The 26445-nt window shown below is 48.8% G+C and carries 24 protein-coding genes and 1 tRNA gene; 18 read left to right on the top strand and 7 right to left on the bottom strand.

Annotation, left to right across the window (positions count from 1 at the left end):
• Window positions 1-610 precede the first annotated feature (610 nt).
• From DFQ00_RS23715 to DFQ00_RS23700, 4 genes are all read right to left on the bottom strand, one after another.
• The gene (locus DFQ00_RS23715) at window positions 611-2191 is read right to left on the bottom strand and encodes an oleate hydratase (RefSeq protein ID WP_110898941.1); all 1581 of its coding nucleotides are present in this window, start codon (window positions 2189-2191) and stop codon (window positions 611-613) included.
• Between the two features lie 268 nt (window positions 2192-2459).
• The gene (locus DFQ00_RS23710; protein WP_110898940.1) at window positions 2460-3032 is read right to left on the bottom strand and encodes a TetR-like C-terminal domain-containing protein; all 573 of its coding nucleotides are present in this window, start codon (window positions 3030-3032) and stop codon (window positions 2460-2462) included.
• 462 nt (window positions 3033-3494) lie between these two features.
• Window positions 3495-4850 carry a dipeptidase gene (locus DFQ00_RS23705; protein WP_110898939.1) on the bottom strand — a complete coding sequence of 452 codons (1356 nt, stop codon included), beginning with the start codon at window positions 4848-4850 and terminating at the stop codon, window positions 3495-3497.
• Window positions 4851-4995: 145 nt separating this feature from the next.
• Window positions 4996-5871, bottom strand: coding sequence for a DUF72 domain-containing protein (locus tag DFQ00_RS23700; protein WP_110898938.1), 876 nt, complete (start codon window positions 5869-5871; stop codon window positions 4996-4998).
• A gap of 177 nt (window positions 5872-6048) precedes the next feature.
• On the opposite strand from DFQ00_RS23700, the gene DFQ00_RS23695 reads away from it, so the two are divergent.
• From DFQ00_RS23695 to DFQ00_RS23675, 5 genes are all read left to right on the top strand, one after another.
• Window positions 6049-6792: a class I SAM-dependent methyltransferase gene (locus DFQ00_RS23695; RefSeq protein ID WP_110898937.1), complete on the top strand. Its 744-nt coding sequence runs from the start codon at window positions 6049-6051 to the stop codon at window positions 6790-6792.
• 59 nt (window positions 6793-6851) lie between these two features.
• Complete coding sequence (locus DFQ00_RS23690) at window positions 6852-7847, top strand: MBL fold metallo-hydrolase (protein WP_110898936.1); 996 nt, start codon at window positions 6852-6854, stop codon at window positions 7845-7847.
• 210 nt (window positions 7848-8057) lie between these two features.
• Window positions 8058-8468: a hypothetical protein gene (locus DFQ00_RS23685; protein ID WP_110898935.1), complete on the top strand. Its 411-nt coding sequence runs from the start codon at window positions 8058-8060 to the stop codon at window positions 8466-8468.
• Window positions 8465-9514, top strand: coding sequence for an FAD:protein FMN transferase (locus DFQ00_RS23680; RefSeq protein WP_110898934.1), 1050 nt, complete (start codon window positions 8465-8467; stop codon window positions 9512-9514). Before DFQ00_RS23685 ends, DFQ00_RS23680 begins: the two co-directional genes overlap by 4 nt.
• A 36-nt stretch (window positions 9515-9550) precedes the next feature.
• Window positions 9551-10207: a ferric reductase-like transmembrane domain-containing protein gene (locus DFQ00_RS23675; RefSeq protein WP_167433816.1), complete on the top strand. Its 657-nt coding sequence runs from the start codon at window positions 9551-9553 to the stop codon at window positions 10205-10207.
• 197 nt (window positions 10208-10404) lie between these two features.
• Here DFQ00_RS23675 and DFQ00_RS23670 read toward each other — a convergent pair whose 3' ends face one another.
• Complete coding sequence (locus tag DFQ00_RS23670) at window positions 10405-10971, bottom strand: phosphatidylglycerophosphatase A family protein (protein ID WP_110898932.1); 567 nt, start codon at window positions 10969-10971, stop codon at window positions 10405-10407.
• A gap of 323 nt (window positions 10972-11294) precedes the next feature.
• Here DFQ00_RS23670 and DFQ00_RS23665 point away from each other — a divergent pair, with 323 nt between their 5' ends.
• The 9 genes from DFQ00_RS23665 to DFQ00_RS23625 all read left to right on the top strand — a co-directional run bounded on the left by DFQ00_RS23665 (window position 11295) and on the right by DFQ00_RS23625 (window position 21468).
• A complete protein-coding gene (locus tag DFQ00_RS23665) occupies window positions 11295-12353 on the top strand; it encodes a GerMN domain-containing protein (protein ID WP_110898931.1) in 1059 nt (352 codons plus the stop codon).
• A gap of 118 nt (window positions 12354-12471) precedes the next feature.
• Window positions 12472-13227, top strand: coding sequence for a ribonuclease PH (gene rph / locus DFQ00_RS23660; protein WP_110898930.1), 756 nt, complete (start codon window positions 12472-12474; stop codon window positions 13225-13227).
• A 1-nt stretch (window position 13228) separates the two neighbouring features.
• Complete coding sequence (locus DFQ00_RS23655) at window positions 13229-13852, top strand: XTP/dITP diphosphatase (protein ID WP_110898929.1); 624 nt, start codon at window positions 13229-13231, stop codon at window positions 13850-13852.
• 410 nt (window positions 13853-14262) lie between these two features.
• A complete protein-coding gene (locus tag DFQ00_RS23650; protein ID WP_110898928.1) occupies window positions 14263-15105 on the top strand; it encodes an STM4015 family protein in 843 nt (280 codons plus the stop codon).
• 3 nt (window positions 15106-15108) lie between these two features.
• Window positions 15109-16398: an STM4014 family protein gene (locus DFQ00_RS23645; protein ID WP_110898927.1), complete on the top strand. Its 1290-nt coding sequence runs from the start codon at window positions 15109-15111 to the stop codon at window positions 16396-16398.
• Entirely contained in the window at window positions 16391-17176 is a 786-nt protein-coding gene (locus DFQ00_RS23640) for an STM4013/SEN3800 family hydrolase (protein ID WP_110898926.1), read from the top strand. The genes DFQ00_RS23645 and DFQ00_RS23640 overlap by 8 nt, the downstream gene beginning before the upstream one ends.
• A 33-nt stretch (window positions 17177-17209) precedes the next feature.
• The gene (locus DFQ00_RS23635; protein WP_110898948.1) at window positions 17210-18574 is read left to right on the top strand and encodes an STM4012 family radical SAM protein; all 1365 of its coding nucleotides are present in this window, start codon (window positions 17210-17212) and stop codon (window positions 18572-18574) included.
• On the top strand, window positions 18571-19434 hold the full coding sequence (locus DFQ00_RS23630) for an STM4011 family radical SAM protein (RefSeq protein ID WP_110898925.1): 864 nt from the start codon (window positions 18571-18573) through the stop codon (window positions 19432-19434). Before DFQ00_RS23635 ends, DFQ00_RS23630 begins: the two co-directional genes overlap by 4 nt.
• A gap of 336 nt (window positions 19435-19770) precedes the next feature.
• Complete coding sequence (locus tag DFQ00_RS23625) at window positions 19771-21468, top strand: methyl-accepting chemotaxis protein (RefSeq protein ID WP_110898924.1); 1698 nt, start codon at window positions 19771-19773, stop codon at window positions 21466-21468.
• A gap of 126 nt (window positions 21469-21594) precedes the next feature.
• Here the strand turns inward: DFQ00_RS23625 and asnB are convergent, their stop codons facing one another.
• Window positions 21595-23439, bottom strand: a complete 1845-nt coding sequence (gene asnB / locus DFQ00_RS23620; protein ID WP_110898923.1) for an asparagine synthase (glutamine-hydrolyzing) — start codon at window positions 23437-23439, stop codon at window positions 21595-21597.
• A 194-nt stretch (window positions 23440-23633) separates the two neighbouring features.
• Between asnB and DFQ00_RS23615 the strand changes: the two genes are divergently transcribed.
• Entirely contained in the window at window positions 23634-23933 is a 300-nt protein-coding gene (locus DFQ00_RS23615) for a hypothetical protein (protein WP_110898922.1), read from the top strand.
• A gap of 61 nt (window positions 23934-23994) precedes the next feature.
• Window positions 23995-24351 carry a hypothetical protein gene (locus DFQ00_RS23610; RefSeq protein ID WP_110898921.1) on the top strand — a complete coding sequence of 119 codons (357 nt, stop codon included), beginning with the start codon at window positions 23995-23997 and terminating at the stop codon, window positions 24349-24351.
• Between the two features lie 199 nt (window positions 24352-24550).
• On the opposite strand, the gene DFQ00_RS23605 is transcribed toward DFQ00_RS23610, so the two are convergent.
• Complete coding sequence (locus DFQ00_RS23605; RefSeq protein WP_110898920.1) at window positions 24551-24844, bottom strand: magnetosome magnetite crystal formation protein family; 294 nt, start codon at window positions 24842-24844, stop codon at window positions 24551-24553.
• 326 nt (window positions 24845-25170) lie between these two features.
• On the opposite strand from DFQ00_RS23605, the gene DFQ00_RS23600 reads away from it, so the two are divergent.
• Window positions 25171-25244 (top strand) — tRNA-Arg (locus DFQ00_RS23600).
• Between the two features lie 409 nt (window positions 25245-25653).
• Window positions 25654-26433: a class I SAM-dependent methyltransferase gene (locus DFQ00_RS23595; protein WP_110898947.1), complete on the top strand. Its 780-nt coding sequence runs from the start codon at window positions 25654-25656 to the stop codon at window positions 26431-26433.
• Window positions 26434-26445: the final 12 nt, after the last annotated feature.

The following is a 26445-nucleotide window of genomic DNA, read 5'->3' as shown; positions in this document are numbered from 1 at the left end:
CGAAATTTTTTCTTTGGACACATCTAAACCGATGAATTTTGTGGTAGACTGCATAGTGATAGCTCTCCTTTGCTGTGTAGCTCTGAAATGGTGGTATTGACACTTTCCATTTTAACCTACGATGCTCAGCAATATGTGGGGGCTATCCTTGTTTACGTTCATCATAGCTAGAGCGTGGAAGCTGTTGTTTCCTTGTCTGCATGACTGTCCAGTTAGAGTCAGTGCTGTTGTATTAAACGTTATCTGGATGAGCAGTCAGTGAACGGCTGCTTTTCAGAGTTGCTGCTGTTCGGTTGGTGCCGCGTAAAATACAAACTGTGGTGTTGGTTCTCGTGCTACGACTTCTATAAGTCTATCCTTTATAATTCTATACTCTTATAGTTGGAACTCCCCATTATTCTTCATGGATAGGTTCAGTTCAGCGTGTAGGCGACCAAAATCAAAAGCACACACCATTAAGAGTCCTGTCATCTAATCTGCAGGACTCTTAATGGTGGATAAATCTTGCAAGCACATCTGAGCACAAAGCTGAGTGCCTCTCTGAATGCACATCTTAAACGTATATCCGATTATGCAGCTGAATGTGTATTTGAACGCATATGTGAAATTTTTATCTGAACGAAGTTACGAAGCTGCTGAACAGTGTGCGCACATCGTATTGATATTGATGGATCGGCTCCACCGGGCGGTTGATGCCAAGCAGTGTATATATGGCGATGCGTGCGGCGCGAACCGAATATTCCTCCGTAAACACCACATCATCAGGAATCTCGCAAAATTGACTGATAAACGCCAGGTTGGTTGAGCCCTCCGGCACCACTTGAGGGCGGTCACTGTTCAGGCGTGGCATGAATTGCGCGGTGATATATGGCATCATACAAGGGATGCAATTGGCTGTTGCCATGATCGACTCCTGATGCTCCTGAAAATGCAGATGGCCGATCAGTTCCTGCATAATCTCTTCTCCGGTGCAATCACACATTCTTTTTTTCACATAGTCACCTACGTTATCAGGATACAGTCCATAACCCCAGAAGACCTTGACATGCTCCGGCTGATTCCGGAAATGCGGCTGAAAAGCAAGCACAACGGACATGAACCAGCTTGAATCCTTGAATGTGACGAGAGCACCAGTGCCAGCTCTGTTGCGGGTGAACTTTTCCATCAGATCGAAGAAAACCGAATCCTGAAACGTAACCGTGAACGATTCCCATTTGGATTCATCGACATGCTCGTTAAAAGAGGACGGGTTGCCGAGCCGCGGTTTTTTCGCCGCGATGTTCTCCCACAGATGCCAGGAGCTTCCCTTGCCGTTCAGCTTCGGAGCGCAGGTCATCGAGCCGAGATCAGCACCTTCGGTCATGGAACCATTTGTTACAATTACGAGATCCCCTTCACGAATTTCGATCACTTCGTCAGCACCATTCCGCCGCACATGCATCCGTGTGACCGTAATACCATCGCCTTCTTTGAAATCCAGATCGGTGACGGTGCATTTCAGCGTGAAATCTACGCCGAACGGCTCCAAGTATCGGTGTAGCGGTAGAATAATCGAGTCATATTGGTTATAGGGTGTGCGCGTAACCCCTTCCAGCGTCTGAATGCGTGGAAACTCGTGAAAAAATCGAAGCATATATCGTTTGAACTCCACCGCACTGTGCCAAGGCTGAAAAGCAAACGTCGTCGCCCACATATACCAGAAGTTCGTTTGGAAAAAATGGGGGGCAAACCAGTCGTTAATCCGCAATTTGCCCAGCGTATCTTCAGGGGTAATGATCAGCTTGCCCATCGCCAGCCGGTCGGCCATGTCAAAGCCCATGGACAGAACATCCTCGACCTGACCGTCACGATTAATCAACCGTGCATTGGAATGTGTCGGGTTTGCATTGTCAAAGGCCGTGATCTCTTCTCTCACGGACATGCCCGGATGGTCAATAGAAGGAATGGTCCCCAGCAGCTCCCACAGATTCTCATATGCCTCATCATTAAGCATACGTCCACCGCGAATGACGTAACCCTGCTCAGGATTACCTGCCCCGTCATTGCTGCCGCCGAGAATAGGCATTTCTTCGATGATGTGAATATTTTCACCAGGAAAGTCACAGTCTCTCACCAAATAAGCTGCTCCCGCAAGGGATGCAATACCGCCGCCAACAAAATAAACCTGTTTAGAGTCATGTTCTTTTTTCACGACCAATCGCCTCCAAATGATGGTGTACTCACATTCCCAATGTAAACCCAGGCAACGAAAGAAGGTATGATCAAACGAAAGCAGGCGTCTGTTTTTTAGTCACTATTGGAAAAATGTCTAGTTTTAGGACGGTCGGTTTAGTCTCTATTTCTGTTGCAGCAAGCCTGTAATCTGACAGCTTCAAATCTCCTTATCAAGCCAAGCTTAACCTGATTATGCCTAAAAAGCCGCTCACCCCTTGAGGGGATGGCAGCTTTCCGTGTTGTGTTTAGTGCTCATATTTAAGCTCATACTTGTGCAGTGCCCTGACTACATTTCCTTCAATCAGCTCGCTTAGCTTGTTGATGATCTGTTTGGGTGGCTCCTTCATGTCATTTCGCATCCATTGAATAATTAGTCCGGTGAAGGCGAGCGTGTAGAAATTGGCGACAAATTCTTTATCCTCCATGCGAACCTTGACCCCGGAAGCGAGCTCGTTTATTACCCCCATAATCAGATCATGCGTAACCTGATAAAGATATCCATCCAGATGAGCACGCCCCAGCGATTCGAGGGTATTGCAGCAGAAGGTTTTATTATTTTCAATGTAACAGAAGATCTTGTAAAACCCTTCGGTCCATGTATCGTAGCTGCGATATCCCGCAAGGCTGTTCACAGCCTCCGTTTCATAGATCCACCCAAGCAGTGCATAAATGTCCTGAAAATGATAATAAAAGGTTTGCCGGTTTACACCGCAGTCCTCTACCAGATGTTTTACCGTAATTTTGTTCAGCGGCGTATGTTCCATTAAATGTTTGAGTGAATGAGCCAGTGCAGTTTTGGTCAAATGAGAAGCAGACATCACAGTTCACCTCATCATTCAGATTCGGCTTGCAAGAGCGGAGATGCAGGAGTGTATCAGGTTTGAAAAAAGTACCCGAGGTTACAGATACCGTTCCTGTCCCGTAAAAAAGTAATGTTACGAATGCGTTTAGCGCTGCAAACTCTTTATAAGAAGATTAACATGATCTGCCATGACATGGAATCATATGGATCACAGCATCCATGGCGTACAGCAAAAAGAAGAAACCGATAACCATACAGGCTATCGGTTTCTTCTTATCTCGTGATATGAATGACATCTGGCTAAAGAAGGCGCTAACGTAGTGGAGGGGCGAAATCGCGATTCTGTAGAAGCGAAGCGCTCGCCTTTATTACCGGATTTCTCCCTCTGAAGAAGGGATCAAAGAAATCTGGGAGTAACAGCGATCGGAAGCTTGTTCTCCCTACGTAGTGATCTCCGTGTAAGCGTATTTTTTAACTATTATAAACTTTTCATAAACTCTACTACAGTCAGCAATCCCTTATCAAAGTTCTCCAGATTGAAGTGCTCGTTCGGTGCATGCAGATTTTCGTCTGGCAGACCAAAGCCCATCATGACAGCAGGCACGCCGAGCACACGGGAGAGCTTCTCTACAATCGGAATCGAGCCGCCATCTTTGGTGAAGAGGGCACGCACGCCGTATACTTTTTCATAGGCATCAGCGGCTTTTTGCAGAATCGGATCAGTCGGATCGGTGTTGAACGCAAAAGCCTTCTCGATCTGTTTGATCTGAAGCGTTGCCCCTGGTTGTACATGAGCGCGCAGATGAGCTTCAATTGAATCAAGCACTTGCTGCGGGTCTTGATCTGCAACCAGACGGCAGGTGATTTTGGCATGTGCTTCTTTAGGGATAACCGTTTTGCTGCCTTCACCCTGGAAGCCGCCCCACACGCCGTTCAGCTCCAGCGTTGGACGTGCACCGACACGCTCCACGAAGGAGTAGCCTTCTTCGCCATACAATTGCTCCAGTCCGAGATCCTGACGAAGCTGCTCCTCGTTGAAGCCCTGCTTCACAAACTCTTCTCTCATCTCAGGTGACAGCGGCAGAACCCCGTCATAGAAGCCGTCCACGCTCACACGCCCTTGCTCATCATGCAAGGATGCCAGCAGGGATACGAGTGCGTGAAGCGCGTTCGGTACACCGCCGCCGAAGGAACCGGAGTGCAGATCGGTGTTGGCGGTGAACAGGTCCACATGCATGGAGCACAGGCCGCGCAGGCCCGTGGAAATCGCCGGTTTTCCTTTTTCCAGCAGGGACGTATCCGAGATCAGCACCATATCAGCACGCAGCTTTTCGGTATGGTCGTTCAGGTAGATCGGCAGGTTCGGGCTGGAGATTTCCTCTTCGCCTTCGATGCAGAATTTTACGTTGATCGGAAGCTCTTTGTTCTCGGCGAGCAGTGCTTCAACGGCTTTGATATGTATAAAAATTTGTCCTTTATCATCCGTTGCACCACGGGCATACAGCTTGCCATCCCGAATCGTTGGTTCAAAAGGAGGTGTCTCCCACAGGTGAAGCGGATCAACCGGCTGCACGTCATAGTGTCCATAGATCAGTGCTGTTGGTTTGCCCGGAGCATGCAGGTGGTCTGCATACACAATCGGATGCCCGGCGGTTTGGATAATCTCCACATTCTCCATACCAGCACGTGTAAGAGCGTCTGCTGCCCACTGTGCGGCACGTTGGATATCTTCTTTATGCTCAGAAATGGCGGAAATGCTCGGAATGGATAACCATTCATTCAGTTCTGCCAGATGTTTGTCCCGGTTTTGCTCAAAATATGCTTGTTCTTTCATTGAAAAAGGCCTCCTTCAAAATCTGCGTTCAATCTATTGTAATCCATTTTGCCACGTTAATAAAACATTGGTTAAAAAAATGCTGTTCCCCGTATATCTTCAATAAAAAGCGAATTGTGCTTAGAAGGAGGGGGTTAACTCGATTTTAAAATAACTCTAGCTGCTCAGGCCCTTCTTCCTTTTCGGGCTCCGTACGGTCGGGAAATGGCTTGATGGGCTGACCCAGCAGTTCCATCATCATCTGTGCATTGGCAGCGGCATCTCCGGCGGAGTTGTTGTTGAAAATGACAAATACATCTTCGCTCTGCGCCTGCAGCTGCTGCAGATAACCCCTCCATTCGAGCAATTCTTGCTCATTGTACCGATACAGATAACGTGTCTCGCGCCAGTTGGGTGCGCCGTTCTGATGCCAGCCCGACACATTGCGACCATGCATGCGCACAAGCGTCATGTGGGGATCAGTCGCAATCGGCACGATGGGGATCGATCCCGGCCCTGCCTGGGGCTCGTCACAGACGCTGTGAATCCAGCCCTGCTCCTTCAGAAAAGCAAGTGTGCGCTCGCGGAATTTGTCCTCATACCAGCTTCGATGCCGGAATTCAATGGCACATGGAATGCCCTCCATGCGAAGCTTCACTTCCCGCAGTTCATTTACATTGTCCCGGTTGCATTCAAACCAAGGTGGATATTGAAACAAGGCCGCTTGCATTTTGCCAGCTTCGATGACAGGCTCCAGTGATTCCCGAAACGCTTTGTACATCTCGGATGTGCTGTTAAAATACGGCTTGCCCCGCAGATGTCCCGTCATTCCCTGATAGGCCTTCACGATAAATGAGAACGAATCGGGTGTCTCCGCCGCCCAGCGGGCCATCCGGTCACGAGGCTGTACAGCATAGAAGGAGCTGTCCACCTCCACCGTAGAGAAATATTGACTATACAGCTGAAGCTTGTCCTTTGCTTTGGTGCGGTTCGGGTAGAGGTCATCTTGATCGCCCCATCCTGTGAGTCCGATACGAATCATAAGAACACCTCCTGTTGTTTATATTTAACCGATTCGCAGGAGTATGACATGTGTACCATTATATCGTGCGTTATAGGGGCATTCAATGAGACGGCAGGCCGTCATTTTGAGTTTGAGACATAAACGGTTACAATAACTTGAAATGATGAATCACAGACGTGGAGGGCGAAGGTTTTCATGACGGAATGGTACGAAAAGAGCTTTGGCGAAGATTATCTGCTCGTATACAAACACCGGGATGTGCATGGTGCCTATGAGGAAGTACATAAAATGATTAACTGGCTCAAGCTCCGCCCTGATGCAGAAGTGCTGGACCTATGCTGCGGCATGGGCAGGCACTCTCTTGCTCTGGCGGACGCCGGATTACAGGTGACAGGGGTCGACTTGTCGGATGTGCTGTTACAGGAGGCGCGGGAGCTGGATACAGAGCATCGGGTCAGATGGGTTCATGCCGACATGCGCAGCGTTCCGCTCGCAGGTGGATTTGACGCGGTGGTGAACCTGTTCACTTCGTTTGGATATTTTCCCGAGGATGTAGAGCAGCTCAAGGTGTTGCGTGCAATCCATCACATGTTAAGGCCGGGCGGCCGATTTATTATTGATTTTATCAACACGGCCTATGTGAAGGAACATCTGGTTCCACATTCGGTTCGTGAGGATGAAGGGCAGCGAATTGAGGAGCTACGCAGAGTACAGGACGGATTTGTGCAAAAGGAGATTCGGATCACGGACATGGCGGCCGGAGCCGAACCGCGCGTTTATAAGGAAAGTGTCAAGCTGTACTCACGTAAGGAGCTCAGCGACTTGATTCATGAAGCAGGTCTCAGGGTGGATCAGGTTCACGGCGGCTATGATGAAGAGCAATATGACGAGCAGACATCGCCGCGTATGATTTTTGTTGGACATCGTCCTGCGGAATGAGCAAACGATATTCATTGAACGCTTGATTTACACAGAAACGAAAAGGACAGGGGAGAACGATGAAACGTACACGAACTGAAACCATCTCTATGCCAGCGGGTATGCACCGTATTCAGATCACGATGTCTTTTCCGCTACGATGGGTGAATAGCTATATTTTAACCGAGCCAGATGGCAAGGTGAGCATTGTTGATCCGGGACCGCGTACAGCGGGGACCGAGCAGGAGTGGCACGAAGCATTAGCGGCACTTGGCTTGACCTTTCAGGACATTCACCAGATTGTGCTGACTCATCATCATCCAGATCATCTCGGCTTATCCGGCTGGATGCAGCAGATGAGTGGTGCGCCTGTGCTAATGTCGGCGCGCTCCCGTCAGGAGGCGGATTATATGTGGGGACCCGAAGCGAGCATAGACGAGAGGCTGCCGGAGTATTATCGTATCCACGGCATGCCAGAATATAAAACAGTTGAAATCAAAGCGCATATGAGAACCTTTATCTCACAGCTTACCCCGCTTCCCGAGGTAACACTCATTGCGGATGGTGAGACGTTGCATATGGGAGGGAAAGCGTGGATTGCGCTGGAGACGGGGGGACATGCCCCAGGACATCTGTCGTTCTATGCGCCTGAATCGAGAGAAATATTGTGCGGAGACGCGGTATTGCCACAAATCTCACCCAATATCAGCCTGCTGCCGGGCAGTGATCCTGAGCCATTACAGTCCTACATGCAAGGCTTGACTCGTTTGCATGCATTGACGGTGGAGCGAGCCTATCCGGGGCACCGCAATCCGTTTACCCGATTTACGGAACGTACAACAGAGCTGCTTGCACATCATGAAGAACGCCTTGCGAAACTGTCGGAACGTTTGCAGGAGAGCTCGGCTCACGCATACGATATTTGTCTGCATCTGTTTGGCGATCGGCTGGGAACACACCAGCTGCGTTTTGCGATGAGTGAGACGCTGGCACATTTGCAGGAGCTAATCCGGCGTGGCCTGGCGAGAGAGGCACAGGAGTCAGGAGGCATCATTTATTTTCAACATCAGCAGTAAGTAAATGGATATAAAACAGGTGCATTCATTTTTTAATTAACATACAGTCATAATCCAGAGTGAGGATGTTAGCGCATCCTTGCTTTTTTTGTTTGTAATTAGGCCTTTCCAAAAAAGCTTTAGCCGCTCTTAACCGTTTATTCAGCTTCTTTTAAGCCTTCCTGCCTATCATACAACTATGAACTTCGCTATAGAAAGCAGGGATGAGCGATGGCAAGGCGTAAACAAAACCAATGGCGCAAATGGCAAGCTTCGGCTGCAGCTACGTTGACTGTAGCTGCACTCTTCCAATATGTAAGAACTTCAGAAGCGTTTGATGTTGCTTATGCATCAGCAAATGGTTCAGATGCAGGCATAATGACGTCTGCACAGCAGGATTCACGGGATGATGTCATGCATGAGTGGTCCCCGAATTCGACAGATTCGTATAGCCGGGATACAGATGGATACACGGCTGAGTCCAATCAGGAACAGACGGATCATTCCGTGGCAGCGCCCGATGATAGCATCAACCGTGGAAGCTTGGGTTCACCGGGCGAGCAATTCGGACAACGTGATCGGGGCAGAGACTCCGGGACTAGCAGCAGTGGCAATTATCGGTCACACACAGGTGTATCATGAGCCGCGTAGAGCAAGTCTCTCGTCCACTTCGTTTTCGATTTGAGGCTATGAACACAAACGTTGAGTTGCAGCTCTGTGCAGACAAGGAGCAGGCTGAACATGCGGCATCTCTTGTGAAAAACTGGTTTGAAACGCAGGAGCAGCGCTTCAGCCGCTTTGTGGCTGACAGTGAGCTGAACCGTCTGAACAACAGCAGCGGGTGGATGCCCGTATCGGCTGCGATGGATGAAGTCCTGAGTCTGGCTTACGGATATATCGGGCAGACAGAAGGTATTTTTCAGCCAGGCATCTCACAGGCTCTTCGTTTATCCGGTTATAATGCAAGCTTTGAAAAAGTGCTGGAGCGAGCATCTTATCGGCCTTCGATGGATATACCTCATCTGATTGGTGCAAGAGAAATGGAATCGGTCAGCAGAGGGCAAGAGCGATTTGACTACAGTCGTCCCACATGGATACAGCAAGAAGGCAGTCGGATGGTTCATCTGGACCCGGGAACAGAGCTTGATCTTGGTGGAATCGTGAAGGGCTGGGCTGTAGAACGTATTGCGGACTGGCTTCAGAAGAAGATGAGGATTGCTGCGGGCATGATTAATGCAGGCGGTGATGTTCAGGTATGGGGAACAGCCGATCATCCTGGGTGGACGCTTGAGGTGACCAGTCCCTTTGCACAGGAGCAAGGCATGTCCGGGGAGGTTCGACTTCGTAACGGAGCTGTAGCTACATCCGGGATTACCCGAAGACAGTGGCGGTATAACAATGGTCGTACAGCGCATCATTTAATTGATCCCCGTACGATGGAGCCGGCGGATACAGACATTCTACAATGCACAGTTGCCGGAAAGCACACATCACAGTGTGAGATTATTGCCAAAACGGTATGTATTCTGGGCAGCAGCGAGGCGGTAAAATGGCTCAATCGCCATTATGACCGGCACGATATTCTCTGGATGACAAGAGAGGGTACTGTTTATTTTCGAGGCAATACCGCGGCACTTGCAGAATGCTGGCCCGGCTTTGACCCGGATCACCGTTTCAGTCTGATATAAAGGAGTACAAGTCTAACAGATATGGGGGAGCCGGTTATGGCACAGTGGATCGTAGATTACCTGCCAACGTGGAATATCATTCGGATTAGCGGTATTGCGGCATATTTGCTCCTTTTTGTTGGTGTCTTTCTGGGTATTGCTCAAGGCATGCCTATGGCAAAGGGCAAGCCCAAAGCCGTGATGTTTAAGTGGCATACACGGACAACCTGGCTGGCCTTCGGGCTTGGCATCGTACATGGACTTACATTGATTGTAGATCATTATAGTCCGTTCACTTGGAGTGAATTATTCCTACCCTTTACCGCTTCGGTTCATCCAGTAGGTAGCGGACTCGGCACATTAGCGTTCTACGGCCTGGTGATCGTATTGTTATCCAGTGATCTGCGTGACAGGCTGGGACGGAAATGGTGGTTTCTGTTCCATATGTTATCCTACCCGGTGTTCGTGGGATTATTGATTCATGGTCTGGTGACGGGAAGTGATTCCGGGAATGTCTTCATCCGTATGATGTATGTATTTACAGGGCTCAGCATGATCGGCATCACGGTGTTGCGTGGCATGTTACGAGAGCGGAAAGGGCCTGAGATCACGATTGGACCCAAACAGACACCCCCTGAATCGAGGACGGAGCGTAAATGGGCGGAAGCTTACGGACTGGCTGTGCCTGCGGGACAAGAGCAGTTTAACAGGTAAATGCGCTCTGCATGCTTGGATAGCGGCGCATGTTAATTAGGCAGGATGCTCAATGGCATCGTCCAAGAAAATGATAGTAGAAAAGCGGCCTGCATGGGCCGCTTTTTACATGGTTTTGGCGTAAACTTCGATTATCGCTGATATGTATGGATGCGAAATCCAATCAATCCATGTAACTCGCAGCATTGTTATGAATGCTACATTTGTTCATCACTGACCGGCTTTTCTCCCATGGCCTCTTCCATCTCGGACTGCTTGCGGTGGGCAATCCTGCTGCTGGCAGCTGATGCGATAGCGCCTACAATGTCATCAAGGAATGTATGCACAGGTCCAAGGCTTTTGTCGTTTAACCGGTCCAGTACACCGGGCTTCAGCTTGTCCACATATCCGTAATTCGTGAAGCCGATGCTGCCGTAAACATTCACAATTGAAAAGGCCAGAATTTCATCCACGCCGTATAAACCCTCATCGTTCTCAATCATCTCTTGCAGCGGAGAGAGCAGTTGTCCCTGCTCAGCCAGCAGATCAAGCTGAATACCTGTCAGGACAGCGTTCTGTACCTCGCGTTTCTTCAGGACCATCTCCACATTTTCGATACATTCTTCCATTGTCAGTCCAGGATAATACTTTTTCTGTAGCAGCATAACCAGTTCTGCGATCTCAAGGATCGTGACGCCCCGCTTGTGTAGCCATTCCCTTGTGGCTTCTGCAACTTTGCGGCTATTCAGACTGTAAGGGATGTTTTCCTGCTCCGGATGTTCCATGGGCGAGTCCTCCTCTGATGTTAATATAAATTGAACGAAGAGGTTTACACGGGAACACTCCGATGACAGAATAACCTTCCAATCGCTGTTATCCCCAGGTTTTTTCTGTCCTCTCCGTTAACGTGTAAAAAAATCGTTCAATTTATATAGAAATACGTTTATTACCTACATACGTCATTAACCAGATTGCGTTGCTTTTATGTTTGTATCATATGCAGATCGTCAGGTCCAGCAGGAGCTTGTATAAAAAGTAGTTATTTTTTGAGCAAAGGCTCGTATACATGGTAGTACAAACTGTAAAAATGATGAGGGGGAACGTGATCATGAGAAAGATCCCATCTTTGCGTAAGGCATCAGCAGCAGCAGCTTTGCTGAGTATTCCTGTAGTGTTGAGTGGCTGCGGTATGTTTGGTGCCCAATCTTCAGAAGCCATTGATCCGCCGCCGCGTATTCAGGAAGCTGCCATGATTCAGGCTGCGGAAGGCAATGGAAAGCTCGCTACGCTTCCGCTGACGACGGTATATTTGCAGGATCAGCAGGGACTGCTTGCGCCTGTATCCTTAACACTTCCGTCCGGAACAGATGTAAGCAGTCCGAAGACCGCACTGGATACCCTGGTTACGGGCGGAGCATATGCAGGAATGCTGCCTGAAGGCTTCAAGGGTGTACTGCCACAAGGTACGGTGGTACAGAATGTAACACTCCATGCGGAAGACAAACTTGCTGTTGTGGAGTTCTCGGGTAACTTTGCCAAATATGACGCCAAAGATGAACGTAAAATGCTGGAAGCCATCACATGGACGCTGACCGGCACGCCGGATGTGAAAAATGTGCAAATCTGGGTCGATGGCAAAAAGCTGAGCCAGATGCCGGTGAACAGTACACCGTTGCCAGAGCCGCTGAATCGTGCGGTCGGCATCAATCTGGACCTGGGTGACTCCTTTACAACGAACAGTAGTCCGGTAACGGTTTATTTTTCAGCTGCTTCCCCTGCTGGTGTGCAATATTATGTTCCTGTTACACGTCTTGTAACGCCAGGTGGCGACCGCGTTCAGGCGGCTCTGAACGAGCTGATCAAAGGACCAGCCAAGGGTGGGGAGCTGGAGGAAGTGATGACAGGCGGCACAGAGCTGCAATCGGTGAAAACGTCTGAGGATGGGACGGTGACCGTTGCGCTCAAGGACGATATGTTCACCGAAGGTGATATGGTGCCAAGTGAATTGCTGCAGTCCGTTGTCCTGACAACCACTGAGAATACAGCCAGCAAGGATGCCAAGGTGCAGATTGAATGGAATGGACAGAAAACAGTCAAGGGCGATGATAACCAGGACTACAGCGCACCTGTGTCGAAGCCGGAATATATTAACGAAATCCCGATTTAACAGATATGCGCGGCTCAAGGGTGCTTTTAAACGAACTCTTTGGTAAAATATAAAGGATTGTTGTTAGAGAGAACAAGTTCAACATTACAGGATGCTTAAGTCGTAGGAGGCAGAAAATATGAGATCTAACGGACGAACTAGCGAACAGCTGCGCCCGATGAATTTAACAATTAACACAAATAAATACGCCGAGGGCTCTGTATTGATTGAAGTCGGTGATACAAAGGTAATCTGCACAGCAACAGTGGAGGAGAGAGTTCCTCCCTTCATGAAAGGTCAAGGCAAAGGCTGGGTAACGGCAGAATATTCCATGCTACCTCGTGCCACACATACCCGGAACCAGCGTGAAGCCAATCGGGGTAAATTAACAGGACGTACGATGGAAATTCAGCGTCTGATTGGTCGCGCTTTGCGCTCTGTAGTGAATTTGCAGGCGCTTGGGGAGCGTACCATTACGCTGGACTGTGATGTAATCCAAGCAGATGGAGGCACGCGCACCACGTCCATTACCGGTTCATTCGTAGCTCTTGCACTGGCGGTGAACAAAATCGCGCAGCAGCACAAGCTGCAGGTGTTTCCGATTACGGATTTTCTGGCTTCCGTAAGTGTAGGTGTTGTGGGCGAACAGCCGGTGCTGGACCTGAACTATGACGAGGACTCAAAAGCCAAGGTGGACATGAACCTGGTGATGACGGGGAGCGGTAAATACGTGGAGCTTCAGGGTACAGGAGAGGAAGCGCCATTTGACCGCCGTGAACTGAATGCCATGCTGGAGCTTGGTGAGCAGGGGATATTGGAAATGATCGAGCGTCAAAAGGAAGTGCTTGGACCGATTGCGCTCAAGATTGGCTCCCGTGGATTGGGAGAGGCATAAGATGAATCTGGATAGCCCGGTAATCGTTGTTGCCACTCGAAATGCAGGGAAGGTGCGAGAATTTGCACATGCCTTTGCGCCTCTGGGAAAAGAGGTCAAAAGCATGTTCGACTATCCGGAGCTGCCGGATGTTGTGGAAGACGGTGTGACGTTTGCCGAGAACGCGTGGAAAAAAGCCAAAGCGGTTGGTGACGCGCTCGGGTTGCCTGTTCTGGCAGATGATTCAGGGCTATGCGTTGATCTGTTGAACGGGGAGCCGGGGGTTTATTCGGCACGTTATGCGGGTGAGGGTGCAGCCGATGCACAGAACAATGCCAAGCTGCTGGATGCTCTTGCCACGCTGAAGGCAGGCGAGGATACTCAGCCGCCGCTGCTGAGTACAGCACGCTTTGTATGTGCGCTTGTGCTGTACGATCCGGCAAGCGGCGACAAGGTGGAGGCGGAAGGTGCGGCTGAAGGCTGGATTACGGCTGACGCAGCAGGTGAAGGTGGCTTCGGTTATGATCCACTCTTCTATGTGCCGGAATATGAGATGACAATGGCCGAGCTTACGCTGGAGCAAAAACAGGCGATTAGTCATCGGGGCCATGCGTTGCGAGCTCTGGTATCCCGTCTGGAAGCATAAGTCCAAACAAATGCAGGCATGCTTCCTAGTACAACTTGACCCTGATCTTGTCCTTTGAACAGAGCAAGCCTACAAGCTGAAGCACAAGGCGTTAATGGAATTATTGTGTTTATTCCTGTGGAATAAGCCATGATTCTGTTGGCGTCTTTTTTGTGCCTTCTGAAACTTGCTCTTGCCTGTTGTACGTTATATGTAATACGTCATGCTTCAATATACCTAACTGAAAGGACGGACTCAGGCAATGAAATAACGGGAACATATGTTCTTTTTCCTATGCGGAGAATAAGGTGTTTTGCATGATTGAGAAGCGCACTGGGACTGGGGTTGGAAGAAGTTGCAAGTCAGGCCGGGTATGGGTTAACATTCAAAATAGCAAATGATTATGGAACCATAAACGGGAGGGATTTGACATGCAGGAAGTCAAGCTGGTGGTGTCTTATGATGATTACGAAGAAGGCATGCGGATGGAAACGTTGATCCGTGAATTGGCCTCGAAACCGGAAGCAGCATCGCTGGAAAGTCTGATCATTGGAGATTGGGGACAAGCCTATGAAAATTCACCGCAGGATTTCAAGGATACGCTGATTGAGCTTGCTCCGAGCTTCCCGGCTTTGAAGCAGCTGTTCATCGGAGATATGGAATCCGAGGAGTGTGAGGTATCCTGGATTGTACAGACCAATCTCTCACCCTTGGTACAAGCCTTCCCGAATCTGACCTCCTTTGTGATCAAGGGCAGTAGCGGCTTGGAGCTGGAGCCCCTTCAGCATGGCAAGCTTGAAGAGTTAATTATCATCTGCGGAGGACTTCCGAAGGCCGTATTAAGCTCCATTGCTGCAGCCGAGCTGCCTGGGCTGCGCAAGCTTGAACTGTATTTGGGGGTGGAGGATTACGGCTTCGATGCTTCGATCAACGATGTGTTGCCATTACTTGAGCAGGGACGTTTCCCTAAGCTCGAGTATCTGGGTCTGAAGAACAGTGAGATTCAGGACGAGATCGCCAAAGCGGCGGCGAACGCTCCGATTCTCGACCAGCTTCAGGTGCTTGATCTCTCCGAGGGAACCTTATCCGATGAGGGTGCGGAAGCACTGCTGGCAAGTGACAAGATCAAACAGCTTAAACATCTCAATCTGAGCTATCATTATATGTCAGACGAGATGGTGGCTCGTTGGGAACAATCGGGCATCACGGTGGATGTCAGTGACCAGCAGGAAAGTGACGAGGAAGACTGGCGCTTCCCGATGCTGACGGAATAATTCATGCCGGATGAACAGCCTTTGTTATTGATCGGCAATCCCGACAATCGGCGGACCTCAGGATTGCAGGAGGCCAGGGAACGAATGGGCATGTGCCCGGCAGTGGTGTTGTCGTATGAAAAGTTGCTTCGGACCTGGAGACAGGGAGGAACGCTGGCCGAGCTTGTGAAGTCCAGTCTCCTCTCTTCTGCTCCATTGATTCGGCTGGATGCTCCGGGCGAAGACTGGCATGTGGAGCGGGGGCTGTTACATCTTGGCGCAACAGAGAATGAGATGTGCAGCAATCAAATATCGGGTGCTACAGGACTCGAGCTAGCAGGAATAGAGTCCGTCGTGACCAATGTGTTGTCCTCATCTCCACCAATGATTGGCCAGGAGATGTTGTCCGCCGAAGCCTGTCTCACATTGAAGCAGCAGTGGGGAAGAATTTATGCCCCTGCTCAATGGTTTCGCGGCTGGAAGGCTTGCCTTGAACGGATCAGGGTGGAGGCGCGGGAAGTGTGGCCGGATGTGCGCTTCTGGAATGAGCCGGAGGATATTGGCCTGATGTTTGACAAAAGAGCCTGTCAGCGCCATTTGGCACGCCATGGGATTTCAGTGCCGCCATTATTATCGTCCTCACAGCCTGTCACATGCCGGGAAACGTTACGTGCGGCGATGGAAGACTCGCGGATGCATCGGGTCTTTGTCAAGCTTGCCTGTGGCTCGGGTGCTTCCGGGGTGGTTGCTTACCAGATGAATCCGCGGACGGGTGCGGAGATCGCAACAACTACGGTCGGCATGGAGGCTGTTCGGGGAAAGAACATTTTCTACAATGAGGGGAAGCTTCGGAAGTATACCAGCCCTGACGAAATCGGGATTCTCATGGACTGGCTCTGTGCTGAAGGGGCTCAGATCGAACGCTGGATGCCCAAAGCAACGCTGGGTCAACACGTTTATGATATTCGGCAACTCGTTGCTGCTGGGCAGGCGGGGCATGCAATCATGCGTCTGAGCCGTACACCGATAACGAACTTGCATTTACGTAACGAACGGATGCTGCCAGCCGAGGCGGGTGTGAGTGAGCAGCATATGTCGATGATCCAGCAGGCAGCACAGCAGACGATGATGACTTTTCCTGAGTCATGGTCGGCTGGCATCGACGTGATGCTTACGGGGGGGATGAATCCCCGAGCCTATGTGCTGGATGTGAATCCGTTCGGAGATTTGTTATACAGGGTTCAGCATCACGGCTTGAACACGTATGAATGGCAAATGATGCTCTTACGAAAGGAGCCTGTAACACATGCCTGATATGAACACCATTGTGGGCTCCCACGATATATTGATGATTACACTAGATACACTTCGTTATGACGTCGCCAAGCTGGAGGAGCAGCATTGCCCTAATCTGTGTGGTTCAGGTACCTGGGAGAAAAGGCATACCCCTGGAAGCTTTACCTATGCTGCACATCATGCTTTTTTTGGCGGCTTTATGCCTACACCGGCCAATACAGACAAGGCATCACATATCCGGCTGTTCCATTCACGGAACACGGGAATGAAAACTCACCCTCATACGTGGCTGTTTGATACACCGGATATCGTGTCCGGCTTTGCGGCTGAGGGGTACCGTACGATCTGTATTGGCGGGGTTATTTTTTTCACGAAAAAAAATCCTCTTGCCAAGGTGCTGCCTGGTTATTTCCAGCAAAGTTACTGGCGAATGAATTTTGGTGTAACCCATCCGAGGTCCACAGAAAATCAGGTGAACCATGCATTAAAACTGCTTGGTCAGACTGCACCCGACGAAAAGCTGTTTCTGTTTATGAATGTATCAGCTATTCACGGACCTAATCATTATTTTGTTGAAGGAGCTAGAGAGGACTCGGTGGAGACTCAGCGCGCAGCTCTGCGATATGTGGACAAGGCATTGGGACCCTTGTTTTCAGCGATGAGAGCGCGTGAGCGTCCAACCTTCTGTCTGGTTTTTTCGGATCATGGTACAGCTTATGGAGAAGATGGGTACCACGGACATCGACTTGCACATGATGTCGTCTGGACCGTGCCGTACCGTGAATTTATTTTATAAGGAGGAAGCAGGGTGAATGATTATTCCGAGCGAATGACAACAAGAACTGCAACGTCTGGTAATGATCCGGCATCAAGTCTGCGTGACGTGCTGACATTCCCTTATCGTTCCTATCTGTACTCCTATCCGCACAAGACGGCATATCGGGAGCTAAAGCCCCCCATTCCACTACAGTCGTTGTGGGACAAGGAAGAGACCGAAACTTATTTTTTGTACATGCATATTCCCTTTTGCGCTGCCCGCTGCGGATTCTGCAACCTGTTCACTTTGCCGGACAAGCGGCAGGACAGTCATGAGCAATATGTGCATGCACTTGAACGTCAAGCAAAGCAATGGGCACCCATTACATCGCGCAGGCCATATTCGAGATTTGCCATTGGTGGGGGAACACCAACCCTACTGAATGAGGCACAACTGAGCCGTCTGTTTGACATTGCAGAACATACTATGGGCCTTAACCCGGAGCAGGCCTCGATCTCGGTGGAGACATCACCAGACACGGTAACAGATAGCAAGTTAAGTATTCTGAAGGAGCGGCGAGTGGATCGAGTCAGCATGGGCATTCAGAGCTTCATCGAAGCGGAGGCATCCGCGATCTATCGTCCGCAAAAACCGCAGGAGGTTGAGCGGGCGCTGGAGAAGCTGGTGCGTCATGACTTTCCACTATTGAATCTGGATCTGATCTATGGGCTGCCTGGTCAAACGGTGGAGTCGTGGACGTATTCACTTGAACGAGTGTTGGCTTACGAGCCGGGGGAAGTATTTATTTATCCCTTGTATACAAGAGAAAATACCATTGTGAAGCCGGAAGATATTCAGCGTCAGGGACCCGATATTCGCATGGAGCTGTATAAGGCTGCACGTGAGCTGCTAAAAAGCAAAGGCTATACGCAGCATTCCATGCGGCGATTTGCCAAACCGCAATCCTCTGCCAAAGCATTGCTGCCCTACAGCTGTCAGGAAGAGGGGATGGTTGGCCTTGGATGTGGCGCACGCTCCTATACAAGCGAGGTGCACTATGCTTCCAAGTATGGCGTAACCTACAAAGCGACACAGAGCATTATTGCCGATTATGTTAGCTCGAAGCGCTATGATATAGCGGATTATGGCATTGTGTTAACCCGCGAAGAGCAGAGACGCCGTTTTATTTTAAAAGCACTGCTCCATCGGGAGGGACTGATGCTTACTGCTTACCAGGAGCGCTTCGGGACAGATGTCATGTCTGACTACCCATGGTTGATGGAACTGCTGGAAGAGGATATGGCATGCTTCGAGCGGGATGCAGGTGAGCAAGTGCTGCGTTTGACAGAGGACGGACTGGGTTACTCCGATGCCATTGGAGATTGGCTGATTTCTGCGGACGTTCGGGAGCAGATGGAAGGATTTGTTTTCTCATGAGAGCGACGTTGTATTATCGGGGGAAGCTGTCTTCCTGTAACTATGATTGTCCCTATTGCCCTTTCAGCAAAACGGTGGATTCCAAAGAAACGTTAACTACAGATCAGCAGCAGCTCCGGCAGTTTGTAAAATGGGTGAGAGAACAGGAGCGACATGGGCATCGTTTCTCGATCTTTTTTAATCCATACGGAGAGGCCCTTGTCCGTCGATGGTATCGGGAAGCGATGGTTGAATTATCCCATATGCCCCATGTGCAGAAGGTAGCCATCCAAACCAATCTGTCGGTCAAGCTGGATTGGGCACGTGAGCTAGATGCTGATAAAGCGGCTTTTTGGGCAACGTATCATCCCAGAGAGACGAAGGAGAGTTCTTTTGTCAAGCAATGCATGACTTTACGAGAGATGGGACTTTCTTTTAGTGTAGGTACGGTAGGGCTGCGTAGTGCGTTTCCAGCCATCGAAGCGATGAGGAAGGCGTTGCCTCATGATGTCTACATGTGGATCAATGCGTTTAAGGATCGGCCCAAATATTATACCTCGGACGAGGTTCAGTTTCTGCGTGGAATCGACCCGCTGTTTGAAGGGAATTTGCAGGACTATGATAGTTTAGGTAAACGATGCGCCGCAGGGGAGGATGTTTTTTATGTTCAGGGCTCGGGGCATGTAAAAAGATGTTACAAGGATCGCCGCATCATTGGTCATCTCTATCGTGATGGCTTGCAGGCTCTGTCAGCAGAACGGCCTTGCGGTATGAAAAAATGCGGCTGTTATATCGGGTATATTCATATGCAGGATTCTCCGTTCAGAGACACATTCGGCCAAGGACTGCTTGAACGAAATCCGGCATTTATGCATCAATAAATCAATCCTTCAGCAAGGGCTTGCTTCAAACCGTGAGGTTTGTGTGCGAACCGCACTGAAGGGTATTTTTTGTTCAATTTGGCATTGGATTAATGTAAATGAATTACAATAAAATAGGTCTTGACTTAATTTTTTTGACGAAAAAGATCATTTTGTGATTCAAGTTTATCGTCTTTTGGGTTAGTATTAATTAGTAATAAAGACCTGTTTGTAAGATTGTATGTATGTTTATTATATTGACTTCATCTTCATATAGGTCTTTTGACTCAATAAAGGAGGGTTGGTTACGCAAACGTATAATGTACATCCTTTTAATGACTATCGGGAGGAATCAACGTGAAAAGAGTATCAATTAGTCAAAAATTACTTATTGGTTTTTCATCTGTATTATTATTGCTGGTAGCGGTTACAGTTACATCGTACTCGCAATTTGTAAGTCTGGAGAAAACGTATACCAATTTAATAAATGACAGGACAAGCAAATTGCTGATGATCAAAAATATGTCGATTGATCTGAAGTCACAGCAAGTGGCTTTAAGGAACTACATTATGAAGCCTGTTCAGGAGAATGAGGATGCATTTACGAAGTCGTACGAAGATTACATAAAAACGGGTGAAGCATTAAAGTTAACCATTGCAAGCTCGACGATGAAAGATAATATGGCAAGATCCGACGAAATGATGGGCAAGTATTATGATTTTGCTAAAAATATAATGTCGTTGACCAAACAAGGCAGTACAGAGGAACTATCTCGGTTAATGGAAGGAACCGGACCGCAGATCATTGGTGAGTTTGAGAAAATTGTAGAGGCTATGGAGACTCATCAGCAAAAAGCAATGGATGAAGGAATTGCTGCGGTGAACACTCAGGTAGCTCAGGTCCTTCGCTGGATCAGCATCATGGGTGGTGTATCTATTGTTGCAGGTTTGATCATTGCGATTATTATAGGCGGAATAATCTCCAAACCGGTTCAGTCTGTTGCGCAGGCTGCGAACCGGATTGCGGAGGGGGATTTAACAGGGGAGCCGCTTGTTGTTCGCAACAAGGACGAGATTGGAGAAATGGCGCAGGCGTTTAATACGATGTCTGGTAATTTACGTGCACTGATTCATCAGGTGGGTGATGGTGCGGAGCGTGTGGCGGCTTCTTCGGAGGAGTTGACGGCAAGTACAGAGCAGACCGCGACTGCTACGGAGCAAGTGGCGAAGACGATGGAAGAAATTGCATCAGGCATGGATACGCAAGTAAATATGGTTAGCGAAGGCTTCCAGACGATGAATGAGCTTGCAATTGGTTTTCAGCAGGTAGCGGAGAATACAAGTCTTGTTTCGGAGCAAGCTGCAGAGGCTTCGGCCCAAACGATCTCTGGTAGTGAATCCATTCGCTCAGCGGTGGGGCAGATGAACTCTATTCAAACTACGGTTTCCGGCCTTGCTAAAGTCATCGAGGAACTGAGTAAACATTCCACAGATATTGTGAAAATGGTTGATACCATCTCTGAAATTTCGGCACAGACAAATCTGCTATCGCTTAATGCAGCGATTGAAGCAGCGAGAGCTGGAGAGCATGGACGTGGCTTTCAGGTTGTTGCTACTGAAGTTCGAAAGCTGTCAGAGCAATCGGCGCAATCTGCGGGGGAGATTGTGACTCTGGTTTCGTCTATTGAGTCAGGTATGAAAAATGCTGCACAATCTATGAGTGTCGTGTCATCCGAAGTTGAGGAAGGCATTCAGTTGGTGCGTCAAGCTGGAGGAACTTTCGAAGATATTCGCAACGCAGTTAGTGGTGTGGCTGGACAGACTCAGGAGGTATCGGCTTCGATTGAGCAGATGAACGCAGGGGTGGAGCAGATTAATGCATCCATGAAGTCGATTATGGAGGTTACGGAGAGTGCGGCCGCAGGAACAGAGGAAGTGAGCGCGACAAGTGAGGAGCAGTTATCTGCGATGCAGGAGATTGCTTCCGCTGCTAATGATCTTTCATCAATGGCTGAAATGCTGCAGCAGTCGGTTGCTCGTTTTAAAGTCTCATAATTCAAGTGTGTGGAGAAATGCCCTTACACCGTTTTGGTGGTGTAAGGGCATTTTTGCTTACTTATAATCACATAATACCAGATGCTGACCACTGAATAGATATCGGTGATATCCGTTTCGGCAGAATTATCGGATAGCAACGTTATATGTTTTTAACCAACCGTTGATCTGGGTCAAATAAGCAAATAACTGAGGTCCTGACATTAATTGTCCAAACCATGGCAGATTGGAGGAGGCTTCAGGGGAAGAGGCCAGATTTCGAATCTGTACTTTGTCAATTAACGGAAGGATTGGGGATGCTGGATCATCCAGAATATCAAGCACCTGCTGTTTAACCGCTGCCAGATACTGAGGGTTATGCGTTTTGGGATAAGGACTCTTTTTACGATATAACACATCATCCGGCAGTACGCCTTCAAGTGCTTTTCGCAATATTCCCTTCTCTCGTCCACCGGTGATTTTCATTTCCCAGGGAATGTTAAACACGTACTGAATCAGCCGGTGATCGCAGTAAGGGACTCGCACTTCCAGACCAGCCCCCATACTCATCCGATCTTTGCGATCCAAGAGTGTAGGCATGAAACGGGTAATATTCAAATAGGACATGACGCGCATCTGAGCTGTCTTCCCTGTTTCCCCATCCAGTAACGGAACCTCGGCAACCGCATCCGAATATCGGTCTGCAAGATAGTCAAGTGGTCTGATCCATTCGCGAATGTCCTGAGAAAGTAATCCGGCTCTCATGTCAGGTGCTACAGACCAAGGAAAAGTGCCGGAGTTCAGCATCTCATCCCGGTGGAACCATGGATAACCGCCAAATACCTCATCAGCGGCCTCGCCGGAGATGGCGACAGTGGCTCCTTTTTTAATCTCCTTACAGAATAAATACAGCGATGAATCAACGTCTGCCATACCCGGCAAATCTCGTACCAGCATAGCCTGACTCAGTGCGTGAACAAGCTCTCCGTTCTCAATCTCGATCCAGTGATGATCGGTTTTGAGCTCATCCACCATCCGTTGAATCCACGGGCCGTCTGCACCGGGCTGGAAGGAATGTGCTTGAAAGTGCTTGGCATTATCAACATAATCGACGGAATATGTGCTGATTTGACCTTGCCCTGTTCGATTATAATAGTCAACTGCCAATGCAGACAGGGCGCTGGAATCCAGGCCGCCGGATAAAAGGGAGCATACAGGAACATCGGAAGCTAACTGGCGCTCCAGCGTATCCTGTAACAATCGGCGCACTTCAACGGCAGTCTCCTCCAGGTTATGTTCATGGTTGACGGATTCGAGCTTCCAATAGGCATAGGTTTTAATGCCATTACGACTGTAAATCATTGCGTGAGCGGGCTTTAACTCATGAAGAGAGGAATATACGCCGTGTCCCGGTGTTCGTGCAGGACCAACAATAAATATCTCTGCCAGCCCTTCCGGGCCAACGACGGCTTCTACATCCGGGTGAAGCAGCAGAGCTTTGGGCTCGGAGCCAAAAATAAGGGCGTCCTTCGCATGGCTGTAAAACAGAGGTTTGACCCCTAAACGGTCACGGGCCATGAAGACCTGCTCGCGTCCGCCATCCCAGATGGCAAAAGCAAATATTCCGTTAAACTTTTCAACGCATGCAGGTCCCCATTCGATATATGAGGCAAGCAGCACTTCGGTGTCACATTGAGTGCGGAAGTGATGTCCACGCTGAAGAAGCTCCTTCTTCAACTCGGGTGCGTTGTATAGTTCTCCGTTATACACAACGGTATAGGAGGTATCTCCTTGTAATGCATGCATGGGCTGTGCCCCGTTCTCCGGGTCCATTACGCTAAGGCGGCGGTGTCCAAAAGCACAAGGGTTGGAAATCCACGTACCTGAAGCGTCGGGCCCGCGGTTCGATAAGCTATCCGTCATCCGGACCAGCAGCTCCGATTCCTGCGTCAAATCCCGATTCCACTGCACGAAGCCGGTTATACCGCACATGGTTTGTTCATCCTTTCTTGGTCGAGTCGTTCATCCGTATGCTGCTATGAGTGGAGAGCAGCTAGCAAATGTTGTCTTTTTCGTCAGAAGTCGTAACAAATATATGCCGAATGCAGGCATAAAATGTCTGTCCTCTTCGGAAACTACATCTAGGGATATCAGCTTCTAGCTACCTGTGAAGGAGAGAGCATGCAATGGACAGGATCAACTATTACGTGTCTGTCATGGGTCGCTCGGTTATACCTGATTCCTCTGCAACATCATATGAATGGGTTATTCAGGCCACACCGCAGGAAGCTGAACATTTACTGGGATTGCTTTATCTTATGCAGGAAAAGGAAGAAGAAGCCTTTCCCGGAATGGTATTTCCGTGGCCGGATACGCCAGAACATGATGTGAATCGTGCATACGAGACGGTCTTGCAGCAGGTATATCGGGAGATTTACCGACTAGGCACACCGGAGACCAGGCAACAGATTGAACAAACGACATGAGCAAAGCGAGCAACATGATTGGACTGAAGCAACGGATCAGAACAAAAGGAGAGAGATGAAGATGTATGCCATTCAGGATGCTAAAATACGTAGATTAACGGAAGTGGATGGATTATCTTGTGCAGAAGTTGAAGTACAGCCTGGCAACGCTGGAGATCCCTCATTGCTTGTCTATGTTGCCTCAACCCAACCGGGGAATGAGCTTCAGGTGGTGCGCATTGTGCGCAATCATTCGGATGCAGCGATTGACTGGTACAACAATAACATGCATACAGCCTTTGAAGATGCAACAGACACGGCGTTTGAGAATAGTGAGGGAATCACTGCCGAGGAGGACAAGGCGCAGTTTCAAAGTAATCTGTTTGCGTTTGGCTTGCTTGGCCCCACGCTTCAGCGTTATTTGATTGGTCAGGCTTGAGAGATGAGACAAACAGAGTGGGAGATCAAGGTAGTGTAGAATGAATTGAAATTGATTTGATTTTGAATGTGCTGGAGACAAAGCAGACACCCCCGCCGTTAGAGTACGGAGGGGGTGTTGTAATGTTGTTGTTATTATAGTCTGAGCGGAATGGCCATATATAAATTGAGAAGCAGATGGGATATGATTTGCCGGACAATCAGTAGTATTCACGCAGGACCTGAATGCCTTTTACAATATTGTAGACAAAGCTCAGTCCATAAATTACAAAGAACAAAACAACAAAACCAACAGCCGATCCAGCGCTTTGGGAGGTCACGAAGAAATAGAGCAGCGGAATCGCAGCAAGGAACGGGAAGACGTGGGAGAAGAGTGCGCGCTTTGCATGTCCTTCAATGTATTCATCCCGAGCAACAATCCAAACAATGATAGGAAAGAGAAAAGGGGCAAAGAAGATGCTGAAATAGGATAGTGATGATAAAAGTTGTCTCATAATAAATCGCTCCTTCAATAAAGCTCTCAAATGTATGTATGCAAACCAATTACCCTGCAAGAGGGAAGTTGAATAAGCAGGCGAGGTCCTGGTAATCAATACATAATGGTTAAATTTGGGTGCAGGATTCTGCATATGCTTCCTACGGGGAGGGTGTTATTACTATTACCTCAAAAACACGAGCCTATTCGGCCTCGGGTAGCAGTATGTAACTTATACGTATCAGGGTGTTTGATGGATACATTATTAATTTTTAATAAAACTATTGAAAAATATAGAAATCGGAGTATAATAGAGAACGTTCCGCATTTTTGTTATACATATTTGTCTCAGTAGCTCAGCAGGATAGAGCAACGGCCTTCTAAGCCGTCGGTCGGGGGTTCGAATCCCTCCTGGGACGTCACAAAAAGAAGCTTCCTTCGGGAAGCTTTTTTTACGTTCAAGGGATGAGAACCCCAATGGTTCGTCGGAGCCTAAGCCTTCGGGAGCATTCACTTCGCAGTCTCGACTGTAAGGAGAGTATCCCTCCTGGGACGTCACACAAAGAAGCTTCCTTCGGGAAGCTTTTTTTACGTTCAAGGGATGAGAACCCCAATGGTTCGTCGGAGCCTAAGCCTCGAAAGCATATGCTTCGCAGTCTCGACAGAAAGGAGAGTATCCCTCCTGGGACGTTATACAAAGAAGCTTTTTGCTTTTAATGGCTTCTTTTATTGGTTTTGCCTATGAATCAAATAGATTATATATATTTAAACAATAAGCACGGGTGTGTCACAATATATCTATCAACTAGGAAAGCGACGGTGGAGCATATGAAATCCATTAATCAGTGGCAAGCCGAGGAATACGACGATCAGCTGGCATTTGTATCGGAGTATGGAAAAGATCTGATCTCCTGGCTGCGTCCCAAAACAGGGGAGTACATCCTTGATCTCGGTTGTGGAACAGGGGATTTAACGCATGAGATTTCACTGTTTGGAGCAGAGGTGACGGGCATGGATGCTTCCTCGGATATGATTGCCCGGGCAAAGCAAAAGTTCCCGCAATTGGAGTTCGTAGAGGCAGATGGTGAACAGTTTCATACAGAGCGAGCATATGATGCGGTTTTTTCCAATGCTGCATTGCACTGGATGCGTAATTCGCAAAACGTTGTAGACTGTGTGTGGCATGCTCTCAAGCCGGGAGGGAGATTTGTGGCTGAATTTGGCGGTCAGGGGAACGTGCAGATTATTGTAGAGGCGTTGGAGGAAGTGCTGGCGCGGTACACGGGTATCAATGCTGCCGCACGTAATCCATGGTATTTTCCGACCATCGGGCAATACAGCCGTATTTTAGAGGATAGAGGGTTTATGGTTCGTCAGGCCTACCACTATGACCGTCCTACGAAGCTGGAGGATGGAAAGGATGGAATCGTAGGTTGGCTGACTCATTTCGGAGACGACTATTTTAAGGGGTTTAATCCCGAACAGGTGAAGGCATGGTGTCGTGAAATTAGGGACATCGTAAGCCCTAAGCTGTGGCAGGCTGACGCGATTTATGCAGATTACAAGCGACTGCGCATTGAAGCATTTAAGCCGAATAATCAGGTTTAAATAAATTTAATT

This window comes from Paenibacillus barcinonensis, assembly GCF_003217495.1.
Classification (GTDB): Bacteria; Bacillota; Bacilli; order Paenibacillales; family Paenibacillaceae; genus Paenibacillus; species Paenibacillus barcinonensis.
This window is presented reverse-complemented; position numbering and strand designations above follow the sequence as displayed.